This is a genomic window from bacterium, from assembly GCA_023228325.1.
Taxonomy (GTDB): Bacteria; Auribacterota; UBA6266; order UBA6266; family UBA6266; genus UBA6266.
The window spans coordinates 669454-689299 of record JALOBK010000001.1; the positions used below are offsets into that span (position 1 = coordinate 669454).

The 19846-nt window shown below is 44.3% G+C and carries 18 protein-coding genes; 3 read left to right on the forward strand and 15 right to left on the reverse strand.

What is annotated here, in order from left to right; all coding sequences use genetic code 11:
- The first annotated feature begins 173 nt into the window (after positions 1-173).
- On the forward strand, positions 174-647 hold the full coding sequence (locus tag M0R36_03095) for a hypothetical protein (protein MCK9554788.1): 474 nt from the start codon (positions 174-176) through the stop codon (positions 645-647).
- An 8-nt stretch (positions 648-655) separates the two neighbouring features.
- Here M0R36_03095 and M0R36_03100 read toward each other — a convergent pair whose 3' ends face one another.
- From M0R36_03100 to M0R36_03160, 13 genes are all read right to left on the reverse strand, one after another.
- A complete protein-coding gene (locus M0R36_03100; protein MCK9554789.1) occupies positions 656-1117 on the reverse strand; it encodes a hypothetical protein in 462 nt (153 codons plus the stop codon).
- A gap of 5 nt (positions 1118-1122) precedes the next feature.
- Entirely contained in the window at positions 1123-1746 is a 624-nt protein-coding gene (locus M0R36_03105; protein ID MCK9554790.1) for a hypothetical protein, read from the reverse strand.
- Positions 1747-1834: 88 nt separating this feature from the next.
- Positions 1835-2386, reverse strand: coding sequence for a hypothetical protein (locus tag M0R36_03110; GenBank protein ID MCK9554791.1), 552 nt, complete (start codon positions 2384-2386; stop codon positions 1835-1837).
- Between the two features lie 50 nt (positions 2387-2436).
- On the reverse strand, positions 2437-4953 hold the full coding sequence (locus tag M0R36_03115; GenBank protein ID MCK9554792.1) for a glycoside hydrolase family 9 protein: 2517 nt from the start codon (positions 4951-4953) through the stop codon (positions 2437-2439).
- On the reverse strand, positions 4953-6056 hold the full coding sequence (locus M0R36_03120; protein MCK9554793.1) for a SufD family Fe-S cluster assembly protein: 1104 nt from the start codon (positions 6054-6056) through the stop codon (positions 4953-4955). The genes M0R36_03115 and M0R36_03120 overlap by 1 nt, the downstream gene beginning before the upstream one ends.
- Entirely contained in the window at positions 6038-6757 is a 720-nt protein-coding gene (locus M0R36_03125; protein ID MCK9554794.1) for an ATP-binding cassette domain-containing protein, read from the reverse strand. Before M0R36_03125 ends, M0R36_03120 begins: the two co-directional genes overlap by 19 nt.
- Before the next feature lie 166 nt (positions 6758-6923).
- The gene (locus M0R36_03130) at positions 6924-7499 is read right to left on the reverse strand and encodes a carbohydrate binding domain-containing protein (protein MCK9554795.1); all 576 of its coding nucleotides are present in this window, start codon (positions 7497-7499) and stop codon (positions 6924-6926) included.
- 18 nt (positions 7500-7517) lie between these two features.
- Positions 7518-10547, reverse strand: coding sequence for a discoidin domain-containing protein (locus tag M0R36_03135; protein ID MCK9554796.1), 3030 nt, complete (start codon positions 10545-10547; stop codon positions 7518-7520).
- Positions 10548-10813: 266 nt separating this feature from the next.
- Positions 10814-11827, reverse strand: coding sequence for a LacI family transcriptional regulator (locus M0R36_03140; GenBank protein MCK9554797.1), 1014 nt, complete (start codon positions 11825-11827; stop codon positions 10814-10816).
- Positions 11828-11927: 100 nt separating this feature from the next.
- Complete coding sequence (locus M0R36_03145) at positions 11928-13376, reverse strand: GAF domain-containing protein (protein MCK9554798.1); 1449 nt, start codon at positions 13374-13376, stop codon at positions 11928-11930.
- A 9-nt stretch (positions 13377-13385) separates the two neighbouring features.
- Entirely contained in the window at positions 13386-13988 is a 603-nt protein-coding gene (locus tag M0R36_03150) for a carbohydrate binding domain-containing protein (GenBank protein ID MCK9554799.1), read from the reverse strand.
- A gap of 19 nt (positions 13989-14007) precedes the next feature.
- Positions 14008-14610 (reverse strand): hypothetical protein, encoded by a 603-nt coding sequence (locus tag M0R36_03155; protein MCK9554800.1) that lies wholly within the window; start codon positions 14608-14610, stop codon positions 14008-14010.
- Positions 14611-14636: 26 nt separating this feature from the next.
- Complete coding sequence (locus tag M0R36_03160; GenBank protein ID MCK9554801.1) at positions 14637-14939, reverse strand: hypothetical protein; 303 nt, start codon at positions 14937-14939, stop codon at positions 14637-14639.
- Between the two features lie 163 nt (positions 14940-15102).
- Between M0R36_03160 and M0R36_03165 the strand changes: the two genes are divergently transcribed.
- Positions 15103-16551, forward strand: a complete 1449-nt coding sequence (locus tag M0R36_03165; protein ID MCK9554802.1) for an MFS transporter — start codon at positions 15103-15105, stop codon at positions 16549-16551.
- Positions 16552-16593: 42 nt separating this feature from the next.
- Positions 16594-17643, forward strand: coding sequence for a DNA recombination protein RmuC (locus M0R36_03170; GenBank protein MCK9554803.1), 1050 nt, complete (start codon positions 16594-16596; stop codon positions 17641-17643).
- Positions 17644-17689: 46 nt separating this feature from the next.
- Here the strand turns inward: M0R36_03170 and M0R36_03175 are convergent, their stop codons facing one another.
- Together M0R36_03175 and M0R36_03180 are read right to left on the reverse strand one after the other, a co-directional pair.
- Positions 17690-18190, reverse strand: a complete 501-nt coding sequence (locus M0R36_03175) for a rhodanese-like domain-containing protein (GenBank protein ID MCK9554804.1) — start codon at positions 18188-18190, stop codon at positions 17690-17692.
- A gap of 66 nt (positions 18191-18256) precedes the next feature.
- Positions 18257-19828 carry a VCBS repeat-containing protein gene (locus tag M0R36_03180; protein MCK9554805.1) on the reverse strand — a complete coding sequence of 524 codons (1572 nt, stop codon included), beginning with the start codon at positions 19826-19828 and terminating at the stop codon, positions 18257-18259.
- Between the last annotated feature and the right edge of the window lie 18 nt (positions 19829-19846).

Below are 19846 nucleotides of genomic sequence, written 5' to 3' on the forward strand. Positions count from 1 at the left end.
GTTACTCCTTTCACAATAAATTTAGCAAATATACCATATACAGTCAAGATGTCAAGATTGTTTTGTGATAAATTTCACTTATTTAAGCATCCCCTGTTTGGCCGTTCTGTTTAAATAATTATTGCTTAATAAAAAAATATATCTATAATTTAAGTAAAAAAAGGAGAAAAAAAATGGAAAATACCCAAAACCCGGCACCTGGAGCGGCTCCAAATCCCTACCCTGTTTTCAGCAAAACTTTTTTTATCATGGACCTGGTTTTCTCATCTTTAAGGATACCTCTGGTCCTGCTCGGAATCATCGGCATGATATCACTGCAGAAGGATGACCCCATATATTTTTCAGGGTATTTCGAAATCCTGACCGGGGCAGGAATAGCGGTGTTCGGCCTATGGGCAAATATCGCCCTTCTCGCAAAAAAACCATCGGGAATAACAATGGCATATTATAACATCGCTTTCACCATAGGTTCAGTGCTGGTAGGAATATGGCAGATAATAATTCAGTCATCGGCTGTCGCCGGCGACGCGGTGCGAGTAGCATCTTTTTCAATAGGTTCCGGATTCGCTTTTATAATCAGGATTGCCCTTCTGGCCTGTTATTTTATCGCCGTGAAAAAATTCAAATTGTGGATGGCGCAAAAATAAAATAAGGTTTACAGCGCGGGCAGGGACACATCCGTAAACTCTGTCGAGCGGACATTTTTCGAATCGCATTTAGGGCACCGGATCGTAGTCCTGTAGTCCGCTTTCTGTTTTGAATCACGCGGATTTATTATATGGCCGTCCAGAGTCACTATCTCCCAGCTTAACAGCTGTTTTCTCGAATACTTTAAAATATTCTTGTAACCTTCAAATTTTGTGCCGCAGTCTCTGCATACGAAAAAAGCCGTGACAAACAAAGTATTCTCCCCGCACTTAGGACACTTCGCCGGAGAAGAAGCTATTTCCTCTATTTCAAAAAAATTGCAGGAGGAACATACCCATGTGGCGGGCGCTGTTAAATCTTTTTTATAATAAACGGGTTTAGCGGCAAAAAAAAGGGCAATCAAACTGACAACCATGATAATTGTCAGTATGGACTTTGTGTTGATTTTATGTTCACCGGGTTTTTTCATAGGTGTCACAGCGGTTCCGGAACAATATTATCATCGGTAATATCGGGTTTCCATTCAACATGAAAATCCGCGAAAAGATGGTTGGCTCCTCCGTTATGGCGGTTTTCAAGGACATTTTCATAAAAATCAGGGTCGCTTTGCCACTGACCCTGATGCTCTATCAGCTGATGTCCGTCAAAAAGAACAACTGTCTGGTCCGGGTGAGCCAGCTCATAATAATCCACCTGCTCAGTGTATAACATTAAATTATATGAATAAGAAATATCCATCTCCGTATTTACAGGAGGCCCGTGGTACGCCGGATCCTCGTCTTCATTAACAGTGGCCGTCATAGGCGAATCATCCGACGGGCATACATAAAGCTCCTCCTCAACACAGGCTTCCACAAGGCTTGCGGATTTTCTTTTCGGAACAACCAGAACCACCCACTTGCCGCTTTGCCCGGGAGAAAAAGTAAACAGATAAGGAGGCCAGTTTCCCCCATTCTCCGTAACATACATCCCAAAACCGTATCCAAGCTGTTTCAGATTATTCATACATACAATCCGGTTGGCTTTTTCTTTCGCATTTCGAAAGGAAGGTATGATGATTCCGGCAAGAATAAGGATGATGCTTATCGCGACTATCATCTCAATTAAAGTAAACCCCTTTAAAGAATTTATTTTCTTAAAGGGGTAACTTTTTTGCTGAAAATCCTTAAATAGGCTGACAAATATTTTACTGTTTTTCACTGGAGAGGCTATTTTTTATTTTTTCCAATTCATCAATAAGTTTAGCTCTATCCCTTTCATCATTAAATATCATTCCCTTAACCATCTCTTCGGTTTTTTCGGCATTGCCTCCCACTTTATGGAGGAATTCTATCATCCTGTTAAACGCCTCGCTCATCTCAGGAACAACATCTGTTTCCCTGAAATAAATTTTTCCGGGTATTTTACCGTCGCCGATTTTATTCAGGTAAAGTTCCGTCTTATAGATAGGACCGGCAACCCTGTGTGAAACCAGAATACTTAACAGGAAACAAACCGCCGAAACAACAATAACAGGCGCGATCAGGTATTTCACAACGTTCATATTAAGCGTTTCCAAAGCCTGTTCGGTCAATTTCCCGTCATTCTGAATCGTATTGATAAGCGTATCAATACTTACATTATAGACTATCAACGCGGTAAAAATCATCCCCAGAACCGTTATCCAGATGGTAAAAAGCGCGTATTTGTACTGGAATGGTTTTAGGAAATAATTTCTGAATTTTCTTTTAACTGCCATATAGATAAATTATATCATCAATCGGACGATTATCAACTTTTTTGTTTCACTCAATCCACGGCCTTTGAACGCTTCATTTTCCTGCGCGTTTTCCTGGACGGCACTTTTTCTTTACCTTTTTCCTCCGCTCCCTCTTTTAATTCAAGGCTTCCGACTTTTTCCGCAAGGGAAGCGCAGGCGAGGTAATAAACTGTCTGAGGCAGCCAGTATTCCCTGCTGTTCCAGCTGTTTCCCCATGTCGGCAAATCATTTCTTCCCCCCCCTATGCCGTTAGGCATGCCTCCGGGAATACTTCCCGTACCCATATTTTCAGGCATCAAAGGAGGATTGTTCCGCCCGAGTCCCATTATCATGCAGTAATTAAGCGGGTTCTGTCCGTTTATCCACTGCAGCTGGTCTGTCCCGACATCATACAGTTTCCTGTCGTCCATTACCTTCGCGTATTCAACGGCAAAAAGCCCCAGCGCCCCGTGGTCACAGTTAAGCGCGTGCAGTTTTATCCAGGAAGACGCGGGAGGGAAATATCTGGCTTCATACCCGTTTTCCGTATTTTCCAGGCCGTGGGCAAACTGCCCGTAAGGAGACAAAGAAGCCATCTTTACTATATAATTATCCGCAAATATTTTTAAAGCCTCTTTAATCTCTTTTTTCAGTTCTTCTATCTCTGTCAGAGAATACAGGTCCAGAAGCCCCATATATATTCCCAGATTATGAAAAACTTTATACTGCTGGTTTCCAAAAACATAACCGTTTACGCTTTCGCTGAAATCCCCGTACACCCCCTGCGGCGTAAGGTTCCTGTCTTTGACCTGCCTTCTTAAAAGTTCCGACGCCCGCGTCTCGGCATCCTTCAGAAAATTTTTCTTCCCCGTGGCTTTGTATAATTCAACCGCGGCCCAGACAGCATTGCCTATATCCGAGGTCGTCAGTATTGTATAGCCGGAAAACGCGTTATAAGATTTCCCGGCTGTTTTAACGCATTTTTCCGCCATGCCGGGATCTGTTTTACCGTAACTCTGAGCCGCGCGGGCCAGGCCGACGACATAGGTGGACAGGTAATTGAAACTTTTCCAGAAATATAATTTTCTTTTACTTTTATCATCGGCCGGCCGCAGATCCGTAACAAAAATATCGTCGCCGGGATGTATTCCGGACCAGACGTCCCCGTCTTCTTTCTGCATATCAACGCACCATTTAACGCCATGGTTCAGGAGAAAATACGCTTTCTTTTTATTCTCTCCGTTTCCCAGATTATCATACAGTTCCGCAAGGCAGTAAACGACATGCGGCATAGACCACATTCTTATCGAATAATCACCCGTGGCATCCATAAAACCGCCTGTTACCTTATCCTTCAGGTAGGTATCTATTCCCGCGGCGTACTTTTCCAGAAAATCAAGCTGAATCGGTATCGCGTCTTCCGTAAAAACATCTTTTTTAATCACAAAAGGATATGTCTCAAGGATTGTCTCATCCCCGTTTAAATTTATTTTGGTCCGTATCTTATATCTGCCTTCCGGGGAAAAAGAGGAAAAATCCCCCTTAAAAAATATGCCCGGCCATTTATAACAGCTGGTTTTTGTCATTTTTCCCTGATATTCCGGCACCCCGTTTTTATCCATGTTAATCAATTCAAATTCCGTTTCAGGCCCATCGTATTTATAATTCTTAACCCACAGAATAACAAATTTCGACTCATCCGGCAGATAGCCTATCTGGCTTGCGCTCAGGGTCAATTCAGGCTCCTTGACGGGTTTTTCAGAAAGCGAATTCTGTATATAATACCTTGTATTACGCAAAATTTTCCGGATATCTTCGCTTGCGAGGGAATTTTTTCTTTTACCGCCCGGCAGAGCGGCGACATATACAGCATACCCCGTGCCGAATCTGTTCAATGAAACCGCGACAACTTCATCTTTCACTTCTTTATATTTCTTACCCATTGTTGAGGAATATTTCGGGAAAACAGCTACTGCCGCTGCGGTATCCGGCCTGCAGACCCAGCAGTAAGATGTCTCCCTTCCGAACGATATTTTCTCATCGAGGCCGTCAGTGAGTTTTTCGCCTGTTTTCTTATTTACGGCTTTCAGATAAAAGAAATTATTGTTGGAACCGCTTGTCGACCACTCGTCGCACGGAACGGGGGAAATGCCGAACACATCGCCGAACTCCCAGATGTTAACCCACTCTCCCTCTATATTCCTCGAAAACTCGCCGATGGATACCAGAAGCCCGCCTCTTCCGACAAAGCTCCTGATTTCATGGACTGAGGATAAACCGAGGGCAATTGTATCTATTGAATATAACGCAAGGTAACTATCCAGTTTCCCGCTAAAAATATCCGCTTCAGTTATAAGGTCGCACTGGAAACCGAAAGATTCCAATATGTTTTTAAGGTTCTTTACCTCTTCATTGTAAACTTCGGGGCCGAGCGTCCAGTCATTCGCCGCGGAAAATTCTATGGTCGATTCGGCATTCAGAACGGCGATTTTGGGAAGCCCGGCAAAAACAGGAAGGGATATCAGCATTATACACAGCGCCGCGGCGCAGAAGATTTTTTTGTGCATTAAAAATTCCCCTTTAAAGTCTGGTTTTCGATGTTTTTTATTTCTTCCTTCAGCTCTTCAGGAAGAGAAAGGATATCAACATCCATAAATCCCCTTATTATCAGGGATTGGGCTTCTCCCTCCGAAAAACCTCTTGCGCAAAGATATTCAATCTCCTCTTTGCTTATTTTTCCTATGGCCGCTTCGTGGGACATATCAATATCGCGCCACTCGGTTTCCAGTTCCGGGATAGCGTGGATAGTTCCCTTTTCGGATAATACAAGTCCCCTGCATTCAAGATGGGCCCTGACATCCCTGTTTTCGGCTTTAAGGTGTCCCCGCGCGATTATTCTGCCTCCCAGGCTAACCGCTCTCGAGATAATTTCGGCGCTCGTATTCCTGCCCCTTAATATAACCCTTGAACCGATATCCTGTAAAGACCCCGGATGTGTAAGCATAAGCGAATTGAAGCTGGCTTTTGATCCGTTGCCCTGGAGAACCGCCGTAGGGTACATCACTATTTCTTTAACGGGTTTTAAACAGATATAATTGGATACAAAAGTCGCGTTCTCCTCAACTACGGCAATACTCATGGGTTTAACGGAAACATTTTCTTTCCAGGAGTGCACCATGGTAAAATTCAGGTACCCTCCTTTCTTCACATAAAATTCGGATACCCCGAGATGAAAAGCTTCATCGGCCGCTTTGGAGGCGGAACAGCCGGTTATCAGATATACTTTCGCGCCTTCCTCTATAATAATGAGGTTGTGCACTTTCTGTTTAAAACCCCGCTTCTTCAGGAAAAGGCACGTCTGAACCGGCATCTTCACGGTCTGCCCGCTCCTGACCCTGATGAAATAACCGCCTTTTGTGTCTTCGGGAAAATCTTTTTTGAGGATACCGAAATTTTTTCCGAAATACTCCTTTGCTTCCGGGTATTTTTTCAAAGCATCCTCTGTGCTTAAAATATCAACGCCTTCCAGCATGGTTTTTGAAAATAATATCTCGCTATCCTGCTGAAGGAAACTGCCCGAGCGCGTTTTTTCGGATAAATCCATACCCGAAGACACAATATTCCCCGCATCCGCCGGATCAAAAATATTTTTCAGCTCATCTGATGGCATACGCATCCCTTACATTTTTCATATCCCTGCTCTCTGATGGTTTCGAACATCTCTTTCGGGCTTCCCACACACCAAAACTGTTTATTCAAAAGGACACAACCCCTCTGAGACCTGACATAATCAAGGATATAACCCGTATGTGTTATTATTAGAGCCGACTTGCCTTCTTTGCTCAGATACTCGCTTAACACCCGTCCCATTATAGAAATATTTTCTATATCAACCCCGGATTCGGGTTCATCAAGCAGAAGCAGGTCCGGATTCTGCAGCATCAACTGGAAAAGTTCCGCCCTCTTCATTTCACCGCCGGAAAAACCCAGATTAATATCCCTGTGCAAATGTTTTGCGAGAGATAATTCTTCGGAAAGGCTTTTTATCTTTTTCGCGTCTTTGTTGAGGAAGCCGGCTATCTGCTCAAGCTTTACCCCTCTTATCGCTGGCGGATGCTGATACATAAGACCCAACCCCATCTTCACCCTTTTTTCGGTGGCAAGCAGGCTTATGTCCTTTCCTTTAAATACTATACTTCCCTGTTTAACCGTATAAGCGTTAAAACCCATAATCGCTTTTATCAGGGTGGATTTACCGCTGCCGTTCGGCCCGAAAAGGATTAATGTCTCGCCTTTCTTTATGGTAAGATTGATATTTTCAAGTATTCTTTTGCCCTCAATATCAACGCTTAGATTTTTTATCTCCAGCATATTCTCCCCCGCCGGTAAAAGTAAATTAACAGAAAACACACTCTCAAATTATGCGCCCATAACGCATTTTTTTCAACCCTTATTTATCCCGATTACACTAAAAATGGACAAAAAGAAGCTGCGGCATTATTTCCGCAGCCTTTTCAGGAAAATATCACGGTAAACGCTATATATATGACGGATTCTGAGAATTTCCTATATATACATCGTCAAAATATACGGTTCCGATATTTCCCGTTCCGTTATTATTCCATAAAAGGAGAGTGATTTTGACTTTTGTCGTATTTTCAGGCACTACAGTTTCCACTTTTATCTCATGCCAGTCGCTGGTTCCCGTATTTCCCGAACTTTCTTCGGCAGATATCATTTTATTCCCGCTCCAGAACTCCAGTTTGAGTATAGCGAAAACATTTGTCCCCTGGGCGCCTTTTAACCCGTCCGTTTTAACCCAAGCGGACGCGAAAATATTCTCGCCGGGTTTGAAACTGTCAAGTTCTTGTATAAGAGCGCCTGTTTCGAACGGGCCGTTTTCCGCGTTAAGCGAGGGGGAAGCGCTGAATTTTCCGCCCGGGGTATGGTTTATCGAAGAAGATACCGTATCGGTTACAGCCCATGTTGACCAGCCGCCGATATTACCGGACTCAAAACCCGGATTATTGGCCCTGTTTGAATCGGCGGATACAGCCTGTGAAAAGACAATTAACCCAAAAACAAGCAACAGACAAGAACCCTTTCTCATCATATTCCTCCCTGAATATCATTAATCATTACAATATATTTTTATGTTCGCGGGCAGTTTCGTAAAAACAATTTCTCCGCCGGAGATATTTTCTACCCTTTCGCCGTTAAGTTCGGCGCACACTGCCTTATCCTTAAGCGGAACCTTCAAAACGAAGCCGCCCGAACACCCGGCGTCGCCGTATATATCCGCCGTTATTACATTCTCCTCTTTTTTTATGTCGTAATTTATATCCCCGAAATAAGTCGGCAGGTTTTTCACCTTGACACCCTGCGGTGAATCAAGCCATTTGTCGTCGACTCCGGCCGCGAGCACAATCCTGTTATCCTGCTCATACACAAACATACTTCTTATGAAGTTAACGGCGATAGCCCCTATCCACGTATGGGGCATATCCCCGAGATACTGCGGACGAAAATATTCCTCATGCACGACTTCCGCCCAGTGTTTCCACGGCCGCGGCCGCATATCATTAAGAAAATAATTTATCATTTTTAACGCCTTATCTTTCTCTCCGAGCATAAGGTAAGCTGTGGCATTTCTTATCTCATAAGGGGTGTAGGCGGCCGTAAGCCCTTTTTCTATCCTCGGATAAAAAGTGCCGTCATAATATGTATCCAGCGTATACATAAGGTCTTCCCTCTGCAGGTGCGAATATTCTCCCGTGGGCCACACAGAAATCGCGGTTGAAGTGGCGTCAAAATCGGCTTTCTCAAAACAGCCGGGGATATTTTTTATGTTTTTCTGTTTCTGCAGCAGTTCTATGTTATTAAGCAGGTTTTTCCTTAATTCCGTTTCCTCTTTTTTCATCCACCCTGTCAACTCTTCCCTCCCGGCAACTTTCGCGAGAAACTGTCCGTCTTTCCATCCTTTAAGAGCCCAGAAATCATCCCACAGGCTGTGCTGGGCAGGGAAATACCCCTCATGGCTGTTTGATTCCGGCAGTATGCCGTAGAACGGCGTATTTTTATATTCATCGGTCAACCGTTTCGCCCTGAGTTCTTCAAGAAACTTCAACGCTTTTACAATTGAATCAAAATTCCTTATCACAAAATCTTTATCTTTGGTAAAACGGTAATAATCCGCGACGGCGAATATGTACGCTCCCTGCCCGTCCCACTCAAACCAGTCTTTACCCCATCCGGGCATCTGTCCGTTCAGCTCAAGCATACAGGGAATTTCGCCGCCGGGCTTCTGGCTTTTGCTTATCCAATCCAGGTAATCCCTGACTTCCTCATAATGCCCTGTCTTAAGCAAAGCCGCGCACTGAACGGAACCGTCCCTTATCCATGAGCGCTCATAATTTCTCGGTCCCGGGTGGAGAGAAACAAAATCCCTGTTAACCAGAAGATAGGCAAGGTTGGCCTTCATAACATCCACCAGTTCTTTCTGGGGAATATCTATTTCGAACGTGTTCAACTGCGATTTCCAGTAGTCCTCGGTTTCAGCCAGAATTCCACTGAATTTTTCTTCCGGATTCTTGCAGGACAACAGACCCTCGACGTCAACATCGCCTCTCAGCGGCAGCACAAAGTAAAATTGCTTCTTCCGGCCGGCGGGGATGTTGAAATCAAAAACGGACGCGCCGGAAATAATCCCTTCCGGGTCAAGCACAGTTTTCCTGTCGGGGACCTTGCCGTCGGCGATATATTCGATTATCTCGCCTTCTTTAAAAGATACCCCCCCGGATTCCGAAGGTTTCCGAAGAAAAACAATCGAATCCTTATTGTTAACTTTTACCAGGGCCCCGTCATTTTTCCCGACAAAATCAAGGGCGGATATTTTTGATATGCCGCCGTGCTGCCACTTAGGGCTCAACTGCAAAGCCCTTATTGTAATAAACAGCTTGCCCTTCAGCGGTTTGCCGCCGGTGTTATCCAATGTATAAATCACATAAGATGAGGAAGTGTTTTCATCTCCCCATGTAAATATCTTCTGTTCGAAAATCAGGTTCTGATATTCCCATACAACGGAAGGGATGGGGAGATATTCATCTTCAAGCTTCTGGGTTATTTTCACATCTCCCGCCGCAATGAATTTACCGTCTATATAAAGATACGGCATCAACAGGAAGCTTTCTTTTCCGGGTTCTATCGCCCCGTAGGAACTTATCAGGCTTTCCACAGGGTCGGATGGGGCCCCGGTGACAGTCCAGTATTCCTGTTTATTGTAAATCCAGTCAGGGAAATACCCGGCAGGCGAATCCTCCGCCATCACATTGTATAATCTTTCCACTGTCGCGGATTCATCCTTGCCTTTCAGCGTTAACTCACACAAGGAAAATTTGTTTCCGGCGGAATTTTCACATAAAATTTTTATATGTCTCGCGTCCGTTTCATCTATATATATCAGGTCCCGTCCGCCGTTAGACCTTGAAGTTTCGAAAACTGTTTTCCAGTCTTCTCCGTTTCTTGAAACCTGAATTTTGTAACTTTTGGGATAGGATTCTCCCCACTTTATTTCAAACCCGCCGAGCCCTTTTTCCTTCTTTAAGTCTATTTCGACCCATTCGCTATCGCCGTCTTCACTGTTCCAGCAGGTTGTAAAATCACCGTCCATAATGTTCAGGGGTTCAGCATCCCCTGATGAGACTTTTATATCAGGTGTTTCTCCCGGTTCTTTTAACGTTATTTCAAGTATGGAAGCGCCCCAGCCTGTCGCTCTTTTATTGCATACGATTCTGATATATCTCGCTTCTGTCATCTTAAAATAAATGTCATCTGTTTTACCGTCCGAACTGTTTGTCCCGAAAACTTTAATCCAGTTTTCGGCATCCTCAGAAAGCAGAACATCGTAAGCGGAAGCAAAGGCATCCTCCCAGAAAATGGTCAGGCCGGCAAGTGCCCTGTTTTCCAAAAGGTCTATCTGGAGCCACTGGGGATCTTCAAATTTACTGCTCCATCTGGTCCCCATATTCCCGTCAAACGCCTTATCAGGAGAAAATCCGGGTTCCTGGATGGAAGAAGCTGTGACATTCGCGGGCAGGCCGGAGGACAGGGACGAACCTGAAAGAATCACCGCGAAAAAATATAATATAAATGTTCTTTTCATTATTTTCCCCTGACTTTGGAAAACGGTTATTAATAATTCAATAATACCATATAGGAATTACGTCTTTTACACAAATTTAATCCCGAAAAGGGCTTGCCAAGTATCATTTTCCAAGCTTTCGGCCTCTATGTTCCTGGGGGGGAAAAGAGACTTTGAAGAAAGTAAAAATGATATCTTTGACAAGCCCCCTGAAAATAATGTCTTAAGCGTTTCTTCTTCTCCGGTTATTTATGCACACGTGTAAAATCATCATGAAAAAATATATATTATACAACCGAAGACTCCCTCACTATAAGCCTCGAACCTAATCTTATCTCCTCAACCGGCCTTGAAGGGTTTTCAATCACCCTTAAAAGCATCTCAATCGCCTTCCCTCCTATATCTTCAAGCGGAGGTTTCAATGTAGTTATTGACGGCTTGAAGAAGCGGGCCGCCTCCAAGTCGTCAAAACCCGCAACCGCGATATCCTGCGGCACCTTGAGCCCCATATCCCCGGCCGCTTTCACGGCTCCCATAGCCATAAGATCATTCGCGCAGAACATAGCCGTGGGCCTGCCCGATGGAGCGCACAATATCCTTTTCATCTCTTCATAAGCCTCGTTGAAAAAAAAGTTGCCGCAGCCGGTTATGCTTTCGTCAAATTCGAGTTCAAGCTTTCCAAGGGATTCCTTAAAAGCATTGAACCTTTCAACCCCGTCTACAGAAAGCATTCCGCCTTTTATCATACCTATTCTTTTATGCCCTGTCGCCGCAAGATGGCTTACAGCCTTAAATACAGCTTCATTGTTGTCTATGCTGACATTATTTACCTTATTTTTGCCCAAAAACTTGTTTATAAAAACACAGGGTATGTTTTGTTTTTCCAGTTCCCTGATGTTTTCCGGGACATCCTCATGATAAATAACGTTATATATCAGAACACCGTCAACCAGCCAGTTTCTCACGACTTCGGCATAAGACCGGTTTTCTTCAATCCAGTAATCCGTCGAAAATAACATAAGCCCGTATCCTAGCCTTCTGCATGTATCAGATATCCCTTTTATAACGGGAAGCACATGGGGGTTAAGATCGGGCGTAATAAGGGCAAAAGCATGGGTCTTTCTCCTGACAAGCCCCCTGGCAACCAGGTTGGGCTGGTAGTCAAGCTCTTTCATCGCTTTAAGTATTTTGTCTTTGGTCCTGCCGCTTATGGCCGGGTTGTCATTTATTACGCGGGAGACAGTCGAATGGGTGACTCCGACTTTTTTCGCTATATCTTTTATAGTAGGCCTTTTTTTCATACTATCCTGATTTAATGCTAACGTGTGCATTATAACTGACAACAGAGGTTTTGTCAAGGCGCCTTATTTAAGTGTTTATTCCGGAGCGGAAGAGAAAAGACTAGTGTGTATTCAATATCTTAACAAGATATTTGGACAGTTTTTCCCTTATGTTATCGGAAATACTGACAAAACAAATGGCAATTTTGTATTTCTTGTCGCTTATCCTGTCAACACGCACGACTTTTGCCGTAAGGTCAAGTGTCATATCCACAAGATAAACGCGGACCGCGACAAAACTGGATACCGGGATTAACTTCCCGGAAATAAAGACAAGGCCCCCCGCGCTTATATCCGTGGTACTGGAAGAATAATATATTTTTTCCTGTTCTTCCGGTTTTAAAATTTTATATTCAATGGCAAGTTCCACATTTATCCTGATATAATTTCTCCGGTCAAAAAGATACAGTCTTTCCTTGATGAAAACATCCACGATTTTTCTGTCTAAACGTGTTCCCGCCTCTTTTTTCAGGACGTCAAGCGCCTGATTGACCGTCATGGCCTTCTTATAAGGCCTATCATAACTTATCATCGCGTCATATATGTCGGCAACGGCGATTATCCTCGATAAAAGCGGTATCCCGGATTTTTTCAGGCCGAACGGGTAACCCTTTCCGTTCATCATCTCATGGTGGGTGGACGCCACAAGGGGAATATCCCTGTCTTTCTTTGAAAAATGGATGTTGTCGAGTATCTGTTTGGTGTAATACGCGTGCTTCTTCATCTCCTCGTATTCTTCTTTTGTATAGCGTCCGGGTTTTGTCAACACCCTGTCCCTGACGCCGATTTTCCCTACGTCGTGAAGAATAGCCGCTATTTCAAGCATCCTCATTTTATGCCGGCTTAACTTTAACTGCTCTCCTATTTTCAACGCATAATAAGTGACTCTCTCCGAATGGCCTGCCGTGACAGGGTCGCGCGCGTCAACCGCGGCCGCGAGCGTCTTAATCAGGCTTCTCATAAAAATCTCGGTTTCATCGTGAAGAATGGTGTTTTCAATGGCGATTGACACGTGCAACGAGAAAGCGGCAAGGATTGTCTCGTCCTTTTTTGTGAAATAACCTTTCTTTTTATTAAGCACCTGTATGACGCCGATTATTTCTCTCTCGTGATTGAACAGGGCGGCGCAGAGGACTGACCTGGTATGAAACCCTGTTTCCATGTCAAAATCGGAACAAAACCTTTTATCTTTATAAGCATTCCGGATATTAAGAAGTTTTCCTGTTTTCGCCGTATATCCCGCTATTCCTTTGCCTATCGGCAGTCTTATTTCCGATATTTCCGATTTCTGGGCAATATGGCTCCATATTTCGCCGGTGGTGTGGTCAACAAGGAAAAGAGAACTTCTTTCGGCCTCCAGCACTCGCGTTATCTCTTCCATGATAAGACTCAGGAGTTTCTCGATATCTTTCTCTCCTATCATAGCATGGGAGATTTCAATAAGAGATTTGCAATCTCTTAATATTTTATTGTGTAAAGAACTGCCGGATTTTTTATTTTTTTTATTCATATAAGCGGGTTATTTCAGCGCGAATACGCTGTTATTGTTTTTCACCTTTACCGGGGCCGGGGTTTTTCCGAGATGGACATCATCAAAATAGGCATATCCCGTACTGTCCTTCCCCCCGTCATTTTCAAGCATAAGAAGAAGTTTTGTCATATTGCTGAATTCAGGGACCATCGTATCGATTTTCAGGAATGTCCAGCCATTATCCTCCGTCAGTTTTTCGCTTACCGCCGAATCAATTAACGTGCCGTCTTTCCAGAATTCAACTTTAATAAAAGCATAAACTTTATTTCCGGATTTTCCCTTCAGGTCATCGGTCTTTACCCAGGCGGAGGCGTATACTTTTTCGTTTTCCTCAAATACTTTTTTTTCCTGAATCAGCGCACCCGCCGAAAAAGGGCCTCCCTCTTTTCCCTCCAGCGAAAGCCTCAGGCAGAAAAGCCCGCCGGGAGAATGGTTTTCGGTCATGACCACATCCTCTTTGACAGCCCACGCGCCCCAACCGAAAGTATTGCCGGCCTCGAAATCCGGATTTATCACCAGATTAAATGAACCTGCCGCGCCGCAGAACAGAGGCGCGAATAGAACTATTAAAAAAATCGCCCCTTTTCTCATAAAAGGACACAACCCGTTTCTACTTGATATTATACAAATCAAACTCTACTGCCTGTTCCTTGCCCATTAACGGTATTATTGTAAGAGCCGCTTTTGATTTAAGGTCTATGTCCTTAAGCGGGAAACCCCAGTGATACACGGCATAATACAGGCCGTCCGGCTGTTTATCGCTTAAACTTTTCATCACCGCAACATCCGTCATAAACACTTTGTTTCCCTGTTTCAGGACCGCTTTAAAATCATCGAGATGGTCCTTATGCTGGCTTGTAATAAGAACATAAAATATTATATCATCTTCAAGCATCCTGTATCCGCTCGACATTTCAAGCCTTTCAAGATTAAAATCCTGGTAGCGCTTTGCGGAAAGGAAAGAATCAAACGCCGTAAGAGAATATTTTGTCCATAAAACAACAGAGACATCATAATAATCGGCTTTTATCTCCTGATAAGCGCATAAATCGTTCATAAAACTGATGGGATCCGAATCCCTGTATTTAGCGCCGGCGCTTACGGCCTCATTTATGTCGGCTGAAGAAAGATCCATAATGACCGCATGGGCTGTCGGGCAGAAAACCAGCATGCCCGACAAAATAAATAAAATTTTTAAATGTTGAATTCTCATTTTTCCCTCCGGTATTGTAATTTTTGTTATTTCTGCTGAGTTCCGGCCCTGAAACCCGCATTATATCCCGACTGGTAACCTGCCTGGTAACCGGAATTATACGAGTCCTGGGAAGATGAACCGCCTCCGGAAGAACCTCCATCCCTGTGGAAATTGCCGCCTGAAACATCATCAAGCATATTCCCTTTTGCGCCTGTCAATACCTTTGCCCCTTCATAAACAGCAAGGCCTTTACCCACCGTGTCCCATGTGCTGTGCTTCGCGAATGCAAACTGTTGAACACAAAACAACAGCGTCAGGGAAAGAATCAGAACAAAAAGAATTCTCATATTTTTGACCTCCTTATTTTAACCGGCATAAAAATTTTCCGGAAAACACCATAAATAATTGTATCGCAAAAAAATCATTTGTTCAATTAATCTGTAAATACAAATTATTGGAAAAAGATATGATGATAATGCTATATTTATGTGAAAAATCTGCGGAGGCAAAGTGAAGAAACCCGATTTAAGCATATTGCATATATGCAATATGAGCATAGGCTTTATGGGAATACAGTTCGGCTGGGGCCTGCAAATGGCGAACATGAGCGCGATCTATGAATACCTGGGGGCAAATCCCGATAAAATTCCCATACTCTGGCTTGCCGCCCCGCTGACAGGGCTTATCGTCCAGCCCATAATAGGTCATCTGAGCGATAACACATGGTGTTGGCTCGGGAGGAGAAGGCCTTATTTCCTGATAGGCGCTATCCTTGCCACATTCGCTCTGTTTTTAATGCCTTACTCCGGCACATTATGGATGGCCGCCGGCCTGCTGTGGGTGCTCGATTCGTCCGTTAACATAAGCATGGAACCCTTCAGGGCTTTTGTCGCGGATATGCTTCCCGAAAAACAAAGGACTGTGGGTTATTCGATACAGACGCTCTTCGTTTCCATAGGCGCCGTCACCGCTTCCGCCTTCCCGTGGATTCTCGAGAATATCTTTCACGTAAGTAAAATCCCTCCTGTTCCCCACCCGCTGGCGGTAACGGCAGCCGCGCACGGCTCATCGCATCACGTGCTTTCACACATGCCTCTTTTAAACAGGATACCGGACATCCTCCAGGATAAGCTGCCTTATATAATAAAAATTTCCTTTCATGTCGGCGCGGTTGTATTTATCAGCGCGGTCCTCTGGACCGTGATAACCTGCAGGGAATATCCGCCCGAAAACAAAAAACCACGTAAAAACAAGCGCGCTGTTTCCGGCTTTTTTAAAGAAATCGTCTCCGACCTTTTGAATATGCCCAAAACCATGAAGGAGCTCGCGTGGGTCCAGTTTTTCACGTGGATGGCGATGTTCTGTCTCTGGATGTATTTCCCTGTAACGGTGGGACACCTTTTCGGGAAGGAAAACTCGCCCCAATACCTCGACGGCATAGAATGGGCGGGGATATGTTTTGCCGCATATAATGTGGTCACCCTGTTTTACTCGTTCTTCATGCCTAAAATAGCCATGCTTATAACAAGGAAAAAGACCCATTTTATAAGCCTGCTTTTCGGCGCCGCCGGAATGATGGGGGTATTGCTGCTCCGCGGAGGCGACATAGCGTCCCTGAAAAAATTAGTCCTTCTCCTTATGGTCGGGCTGGGAATCGCGTGGGGAAGCATACTTACCATGCCGTACGCGATGCTGTCGGCGGCGATTCCGAAATCAAAAATGGGCATATATATGGGAATATTCAACTTTTTTATCACGCTCCCGCAGATAGCGATATCCCTCGGGTTCGGATGGATAATGCTGAACGTGCTGGGGAATAACCGCGCGATGGGAGTCGTTTTCGGCGGGTTCTGCATGATAATAGCGGCTTTGCTCACCCTGAGGGTAAAAGACAGGGGAGCGGAAAAAGAAAGGGGATACCCCGAGTCATGGGTATCGCCCAGAAAAAAACACGCTTAACCTTAACGCGGGCCCGGCGCCCGGTTTGAAAAAAGGTGAAAAATGGAAATGATTCTTCTTATCCTTGTTTTAACGATTCTCGCGATAATAATCGCCTTATCGGTCTTCATGCTCAAAAAAACCGCAAATGATCCCCTGCTGAAGGTGGATTCATTCTTAAAAGACAACTTTCTTTCATTTCAATCAAACATCAATAAAGAGCTGAACCAGACCCGTTCCGAAATAAGCAGGTCCAAAGACCTTATATCGGAGCATACGCTTAAAACAGTTGATTCCATCAAGGACATCAACCTTACAATACAAAAGATAATATCCCAGCAGGAAGAATCCCACAGGCTCGGAGAGTCTTTAAAGGATATTCTCCAGGCGCCAAAACTCAGGGGAAGTTACGGGGAAGCCATCCTTGAAGAAATGCTCGGGCAGGCTCTTCCCAAAGGCCTATGGGAGCGCCAGTACTCCATAGAAGGCCGCGAACAGGTCGACGCCGTAATAAAAATGAAGAATCTTATCATACCGATAGACGCCAAATTCCCGAGGGATAACTATCAAAAATATATCTCGTCCGCGACGGACGAGGAAAAAACAAAATACTGGAAAGAATATGAAAAAGACCTGAAGAAACATATTAAAGACATAAAGGACAAATATATAAAACCCGAAAAAGGAACGTCTGAATTCGCCCTGATGTTCATACCTTCCGAATCCATATATTATGAAACCATCACCGAAAAGAATTTTATGGGCCATAAATCAGAAATATTCGACTTTGCCCAAAAAAATAAAGTCGTGCCCATCAGCCCGAACACTTTCTATGCCTTCCTGCAGATAGTCGTATCCGCGATAAGAAACACGGAAATAATAAAAAGCATAAAACATATTCAGGAAGGCCTGTCTTATCTTGAGAAAGATTTTGAAAAATTCTACAGAAAATATGAAGAAGTCGGAAAATATATAGAAAAAGCGTCGGAAGCTTTCAGGATAGGAGACAGCCACGTCGAAAGATATAAAAAGCGGCTTTCTTCAACGCTGGAACTGGAAGGATTGAGTTCCGGACAGGAAAAAACACCGGAAGAACCTTCAGAGGAAAAATAAAGAGCTCCCTTTTTTCAGGAGCCCTTTTTTCCCGCACGAGACACGGTTACTTTTCCAATTCATTCCCTTTTTCCTGCCACTCCTTCAATCCGCCTTTGTAATCGAGAACCGTATAACCCAGTCTCTCGAATTTCTGAGCGGCCATCGTGCTCGCGGCGCACCCAAAACTTCCACAGTAAACGATTATTTTATCATCCTTGTTCAGCCTTTCTGCCGCCGTTTTTTCATTAATCTCAGCCACAGAGAAATTTTCCGACCCGCTTATATGCCCGGACTCATAACTCTCTTTTCCCAGCACATCAAGGATAACAACTTTTTCCCCTGACTTTCTGATTTTCATAAACTGGCCATACGTAATTTCCCTGACCCCGTTCTTCTCGGCGGTTTTTTCGAACACTTTATTGTAAACGCCTTTCTTCGTTTCCATATGTTTCATGGACTCACCGTCTTTAGAACTGGAGCACATTCCGCAATCCGCATAACCATCCGCGATATAGAAAGTTACAACAAAAACACCTATTATTGACATTATCATCATATTTTTCATTATCATCCCTCCTCTTTTTATATTAGATGCGTTAAAAGGAAAAAGGTTTCAAAAATACTCATTTTTTCACTCTGCTTCCAGCAAAATATTATCAAGATAAATCACGCCGTTTCCCCTGGATTTTATATGGAATGATATATCTCCGTGCATCATAGCGTGTTCGGGAATTTCCGGTTCTCCCTTATATTCCACATTGATCGTTTTTTTGAATGTTCTCCACTTGCCCGCGGGGCTGAACTTGAATGTTTCATAAACCGTCTGTTCAATCTTTTGCCCGTCTTTCACTACCCCCTTGCCGTACTCAGCCCAGAAAGCAATGGTGGAATCAATTATCTTGTCCCCTTTATAATCGAATGAAAGAGTATACTTTTTCCCGTGCGTGACATTAAACCTTTCGGATGTTATTTTTATATAATCCCCCTCCGAACCCCTGTCATCAAGGCCGGAGTTATTGTGCGCGTATTTTACCGTCATCCCGACTCTGGCCGGCGTCCCGGGCGCTTCCGGTTCGCTAAAAGTTTCCATAACAGCCCAACTGCTTCTTGCTTCAATTCTCCACGCAGCAGGCCGGTAATACTCTTTTAAAACATCCTTTCCCCCGATCGTAATGCCGTCATTCATCAACATGCCCTGCTGCCGGCCGGTGTTGCGATACACATGTATATATCCGCTGCTGCTTCCGGTAATAAGGTCTATTAACCCGTCATTATCCCAATCCGCGGGGTACACCGTGCTCATTTCTCCTTCTTTTATATCGCCGCCCCCGGTTTTAAACCTTCCCGCGAATGTCATAGGCTTTGTAAAATCTCCCGGTCCGTTTTCATTTATGAAAAGCTCTATGTGTCCCGTTCTCATTCCCATCACTATATCAAGGTCGCCGTCATTATCCCAGTCAACCGCCTCGGGGGTAAGATGTTCCCTGCCTTCGCCGTAAACAAGCACCTGCCGCCTGTCTTCATCGAAAATCTTGCCGCCCATCATATCTTTATTCAGGAACAGGTGGACGGCGTTCGCGGAATATGTCCCCTCTCCGAGAACAAGGTCTTTTATCCTGTCATTATTGAAATCGGCAACGCACGGAGAGCTGTTTCTTCCTATATCTAAAACCCGGCCCTTAAAAAGGAACCTCTCGAATTCTTTCAGTTTTTTTGTTTCCACCGGCGCCGTCGGATCTTCCGTCCCGTTTATAAATTTATAATCGCTAATCGAACCTTTATTGAGCGCGAGCAGGACATCACCCTCCAGTCGGCCGCATAATATGTCCACTTTCCCGTCATTATTCCAGTCGGACAGACAGCTTCTCGCGCATTCGCCGAAATGTGTGACAACAGGAATCCCGTTTTCAAAAGAAGGTTCCTTCCCACTGCCTTTATTCAGGAACACAAATATCGTCCCCTGCGTATCCGATACTATTAAATCCCTGAGCCCGTCATTGTTTATATCGATGAAACCCGGTTTCGGCGCAAACCAGGCCCGAGTATTCCTTGTGCCCGATTCCAGTATATCCCTGTCTATCCTGTAAAACCTGAGATTGCCCGAAGAGTCAACCCCGTCCCAAAGGTTATCCAGTTTAATCTTAATATCAAGATAACCGTTTATTATCAGATTATCACCGGCAAGGACAACGCCCCGCGACAAAATAAATCCAAAAAACAA

Excerpts from the sequence above, each read along its gene's own strand:
- M0R36_03095 (MCK9554788.1), top strand. The coding sequence starts at position 174 with ATGGAAAATACCCAAAACCCGGCACCTGGAGCGGCTCCAAATCCCTAC.
- M0R36_03100 (MCK9554789.1), bottom strand. The coding sequence starts at position 1,117 with ATGAAAAAACCCGGTGAACATAAAATCAACACAAAGTCCATACTGACA.
- M0R36_03105 (MCK9554790.1), bottom strand. The coding sequence starts at position 1,746 with ATGATAGTCGCGATAAGCATCATCCTTATTCTTGCCGGAATCATCATA.
- M0R36_03110 (MCK9554791.1), bottom strand. The coding sequence starts at position 2,386 with ATGGCAGTTAAAAGAAAATTCAGAAATTATTTCCTAAAACCATTCCAG.
- M0R36_03115 (MCK9554792.1), bottom strand. The coding sequence starts at position 4,953 with ATGCACAAAAAAATCTTCTGCGCCGCGGCGCTGTGTATAATGCTGATA.
- M0R36_03120 (MCK9554793.1), bottom strand. The coding sequence starts at position 6,056 with ATGCCATCAGATGAGCTGAAAAATATTTTTGATCCGGCGGATGCGGGG.
- M0R36_03125 (MCK9554794.1), bottom strand. The coding sequence starts at position 6,757 with ATGCTGGAGATAAAAAATCTAAGCGTTGATATTGAGGGCAAAAGAATA.
- M0R36_03130 (MCK9554795.1), bottom strand. The coding sequence starts at position 7,499 with ATGATGAGAAAGGGTTCTTGTCTGTTGCTTGTTTTTGGGTTAATTGTC.
- M0R36_03135 (MCK9554796.1), bottom strand. The coding sequence starts at position 10,547 with ATGAAAAGAACATTTATATTATATTTTTTCGCGGTGATTCTTTCAGGT.
- M0R36_03140 (MCK9554797.1), bottom strand. The coding sequence starts at position 11,827 with ATGAAAAAAAGGCCTACTATAAAAGATATAGCGAAAAAAGTCGGAGTC.
- M0R36_03145 (MCK9554798.1), bottom strand. The coding sequence starts at position 13,376 with ATGAATAAAAAAAATAAAAAATCCGGCAGTTCTTTACACAATAAAATA.
- M0R36_03150 (MCK9554799.1), bottom strand. The coding sequence starts at position 13,988 with ATGAGAAAAGGGGCGATTTTTTTAATAGTTCTATTCGCGCCTCTGTTC.
- M0R36_03155 (MCK9554800.1), bottom strand. The coding sequence starts at position 14,610 with ATGAGAATTCAACATTTAAAAATTTTATTTATTTTGTCGGGCATGCTG.
- M0R36_03160 (MCK9554801.1), bottom strand. The coding sequence starts at position 14,939 with ATGAGAATTCTTTTTGTTCTGATTCTTTCCCTGACGCTGTTGTTTTGT.
- M0R36_03170 (MCK9554803.1), top strand. The coding sequence starts at position 16,594 with ATGGAAATGATTCTTCTTATCCTTGTTTTAACGATTCTCGCGATAATA.
- M0R36_03175 (MCK9554804.1), bottom strand. The coding sequence starts at position 18,190 with ATGAAAAATATGATGATAATGTCAATAATAGGTGTTTTTGTTGTAACT.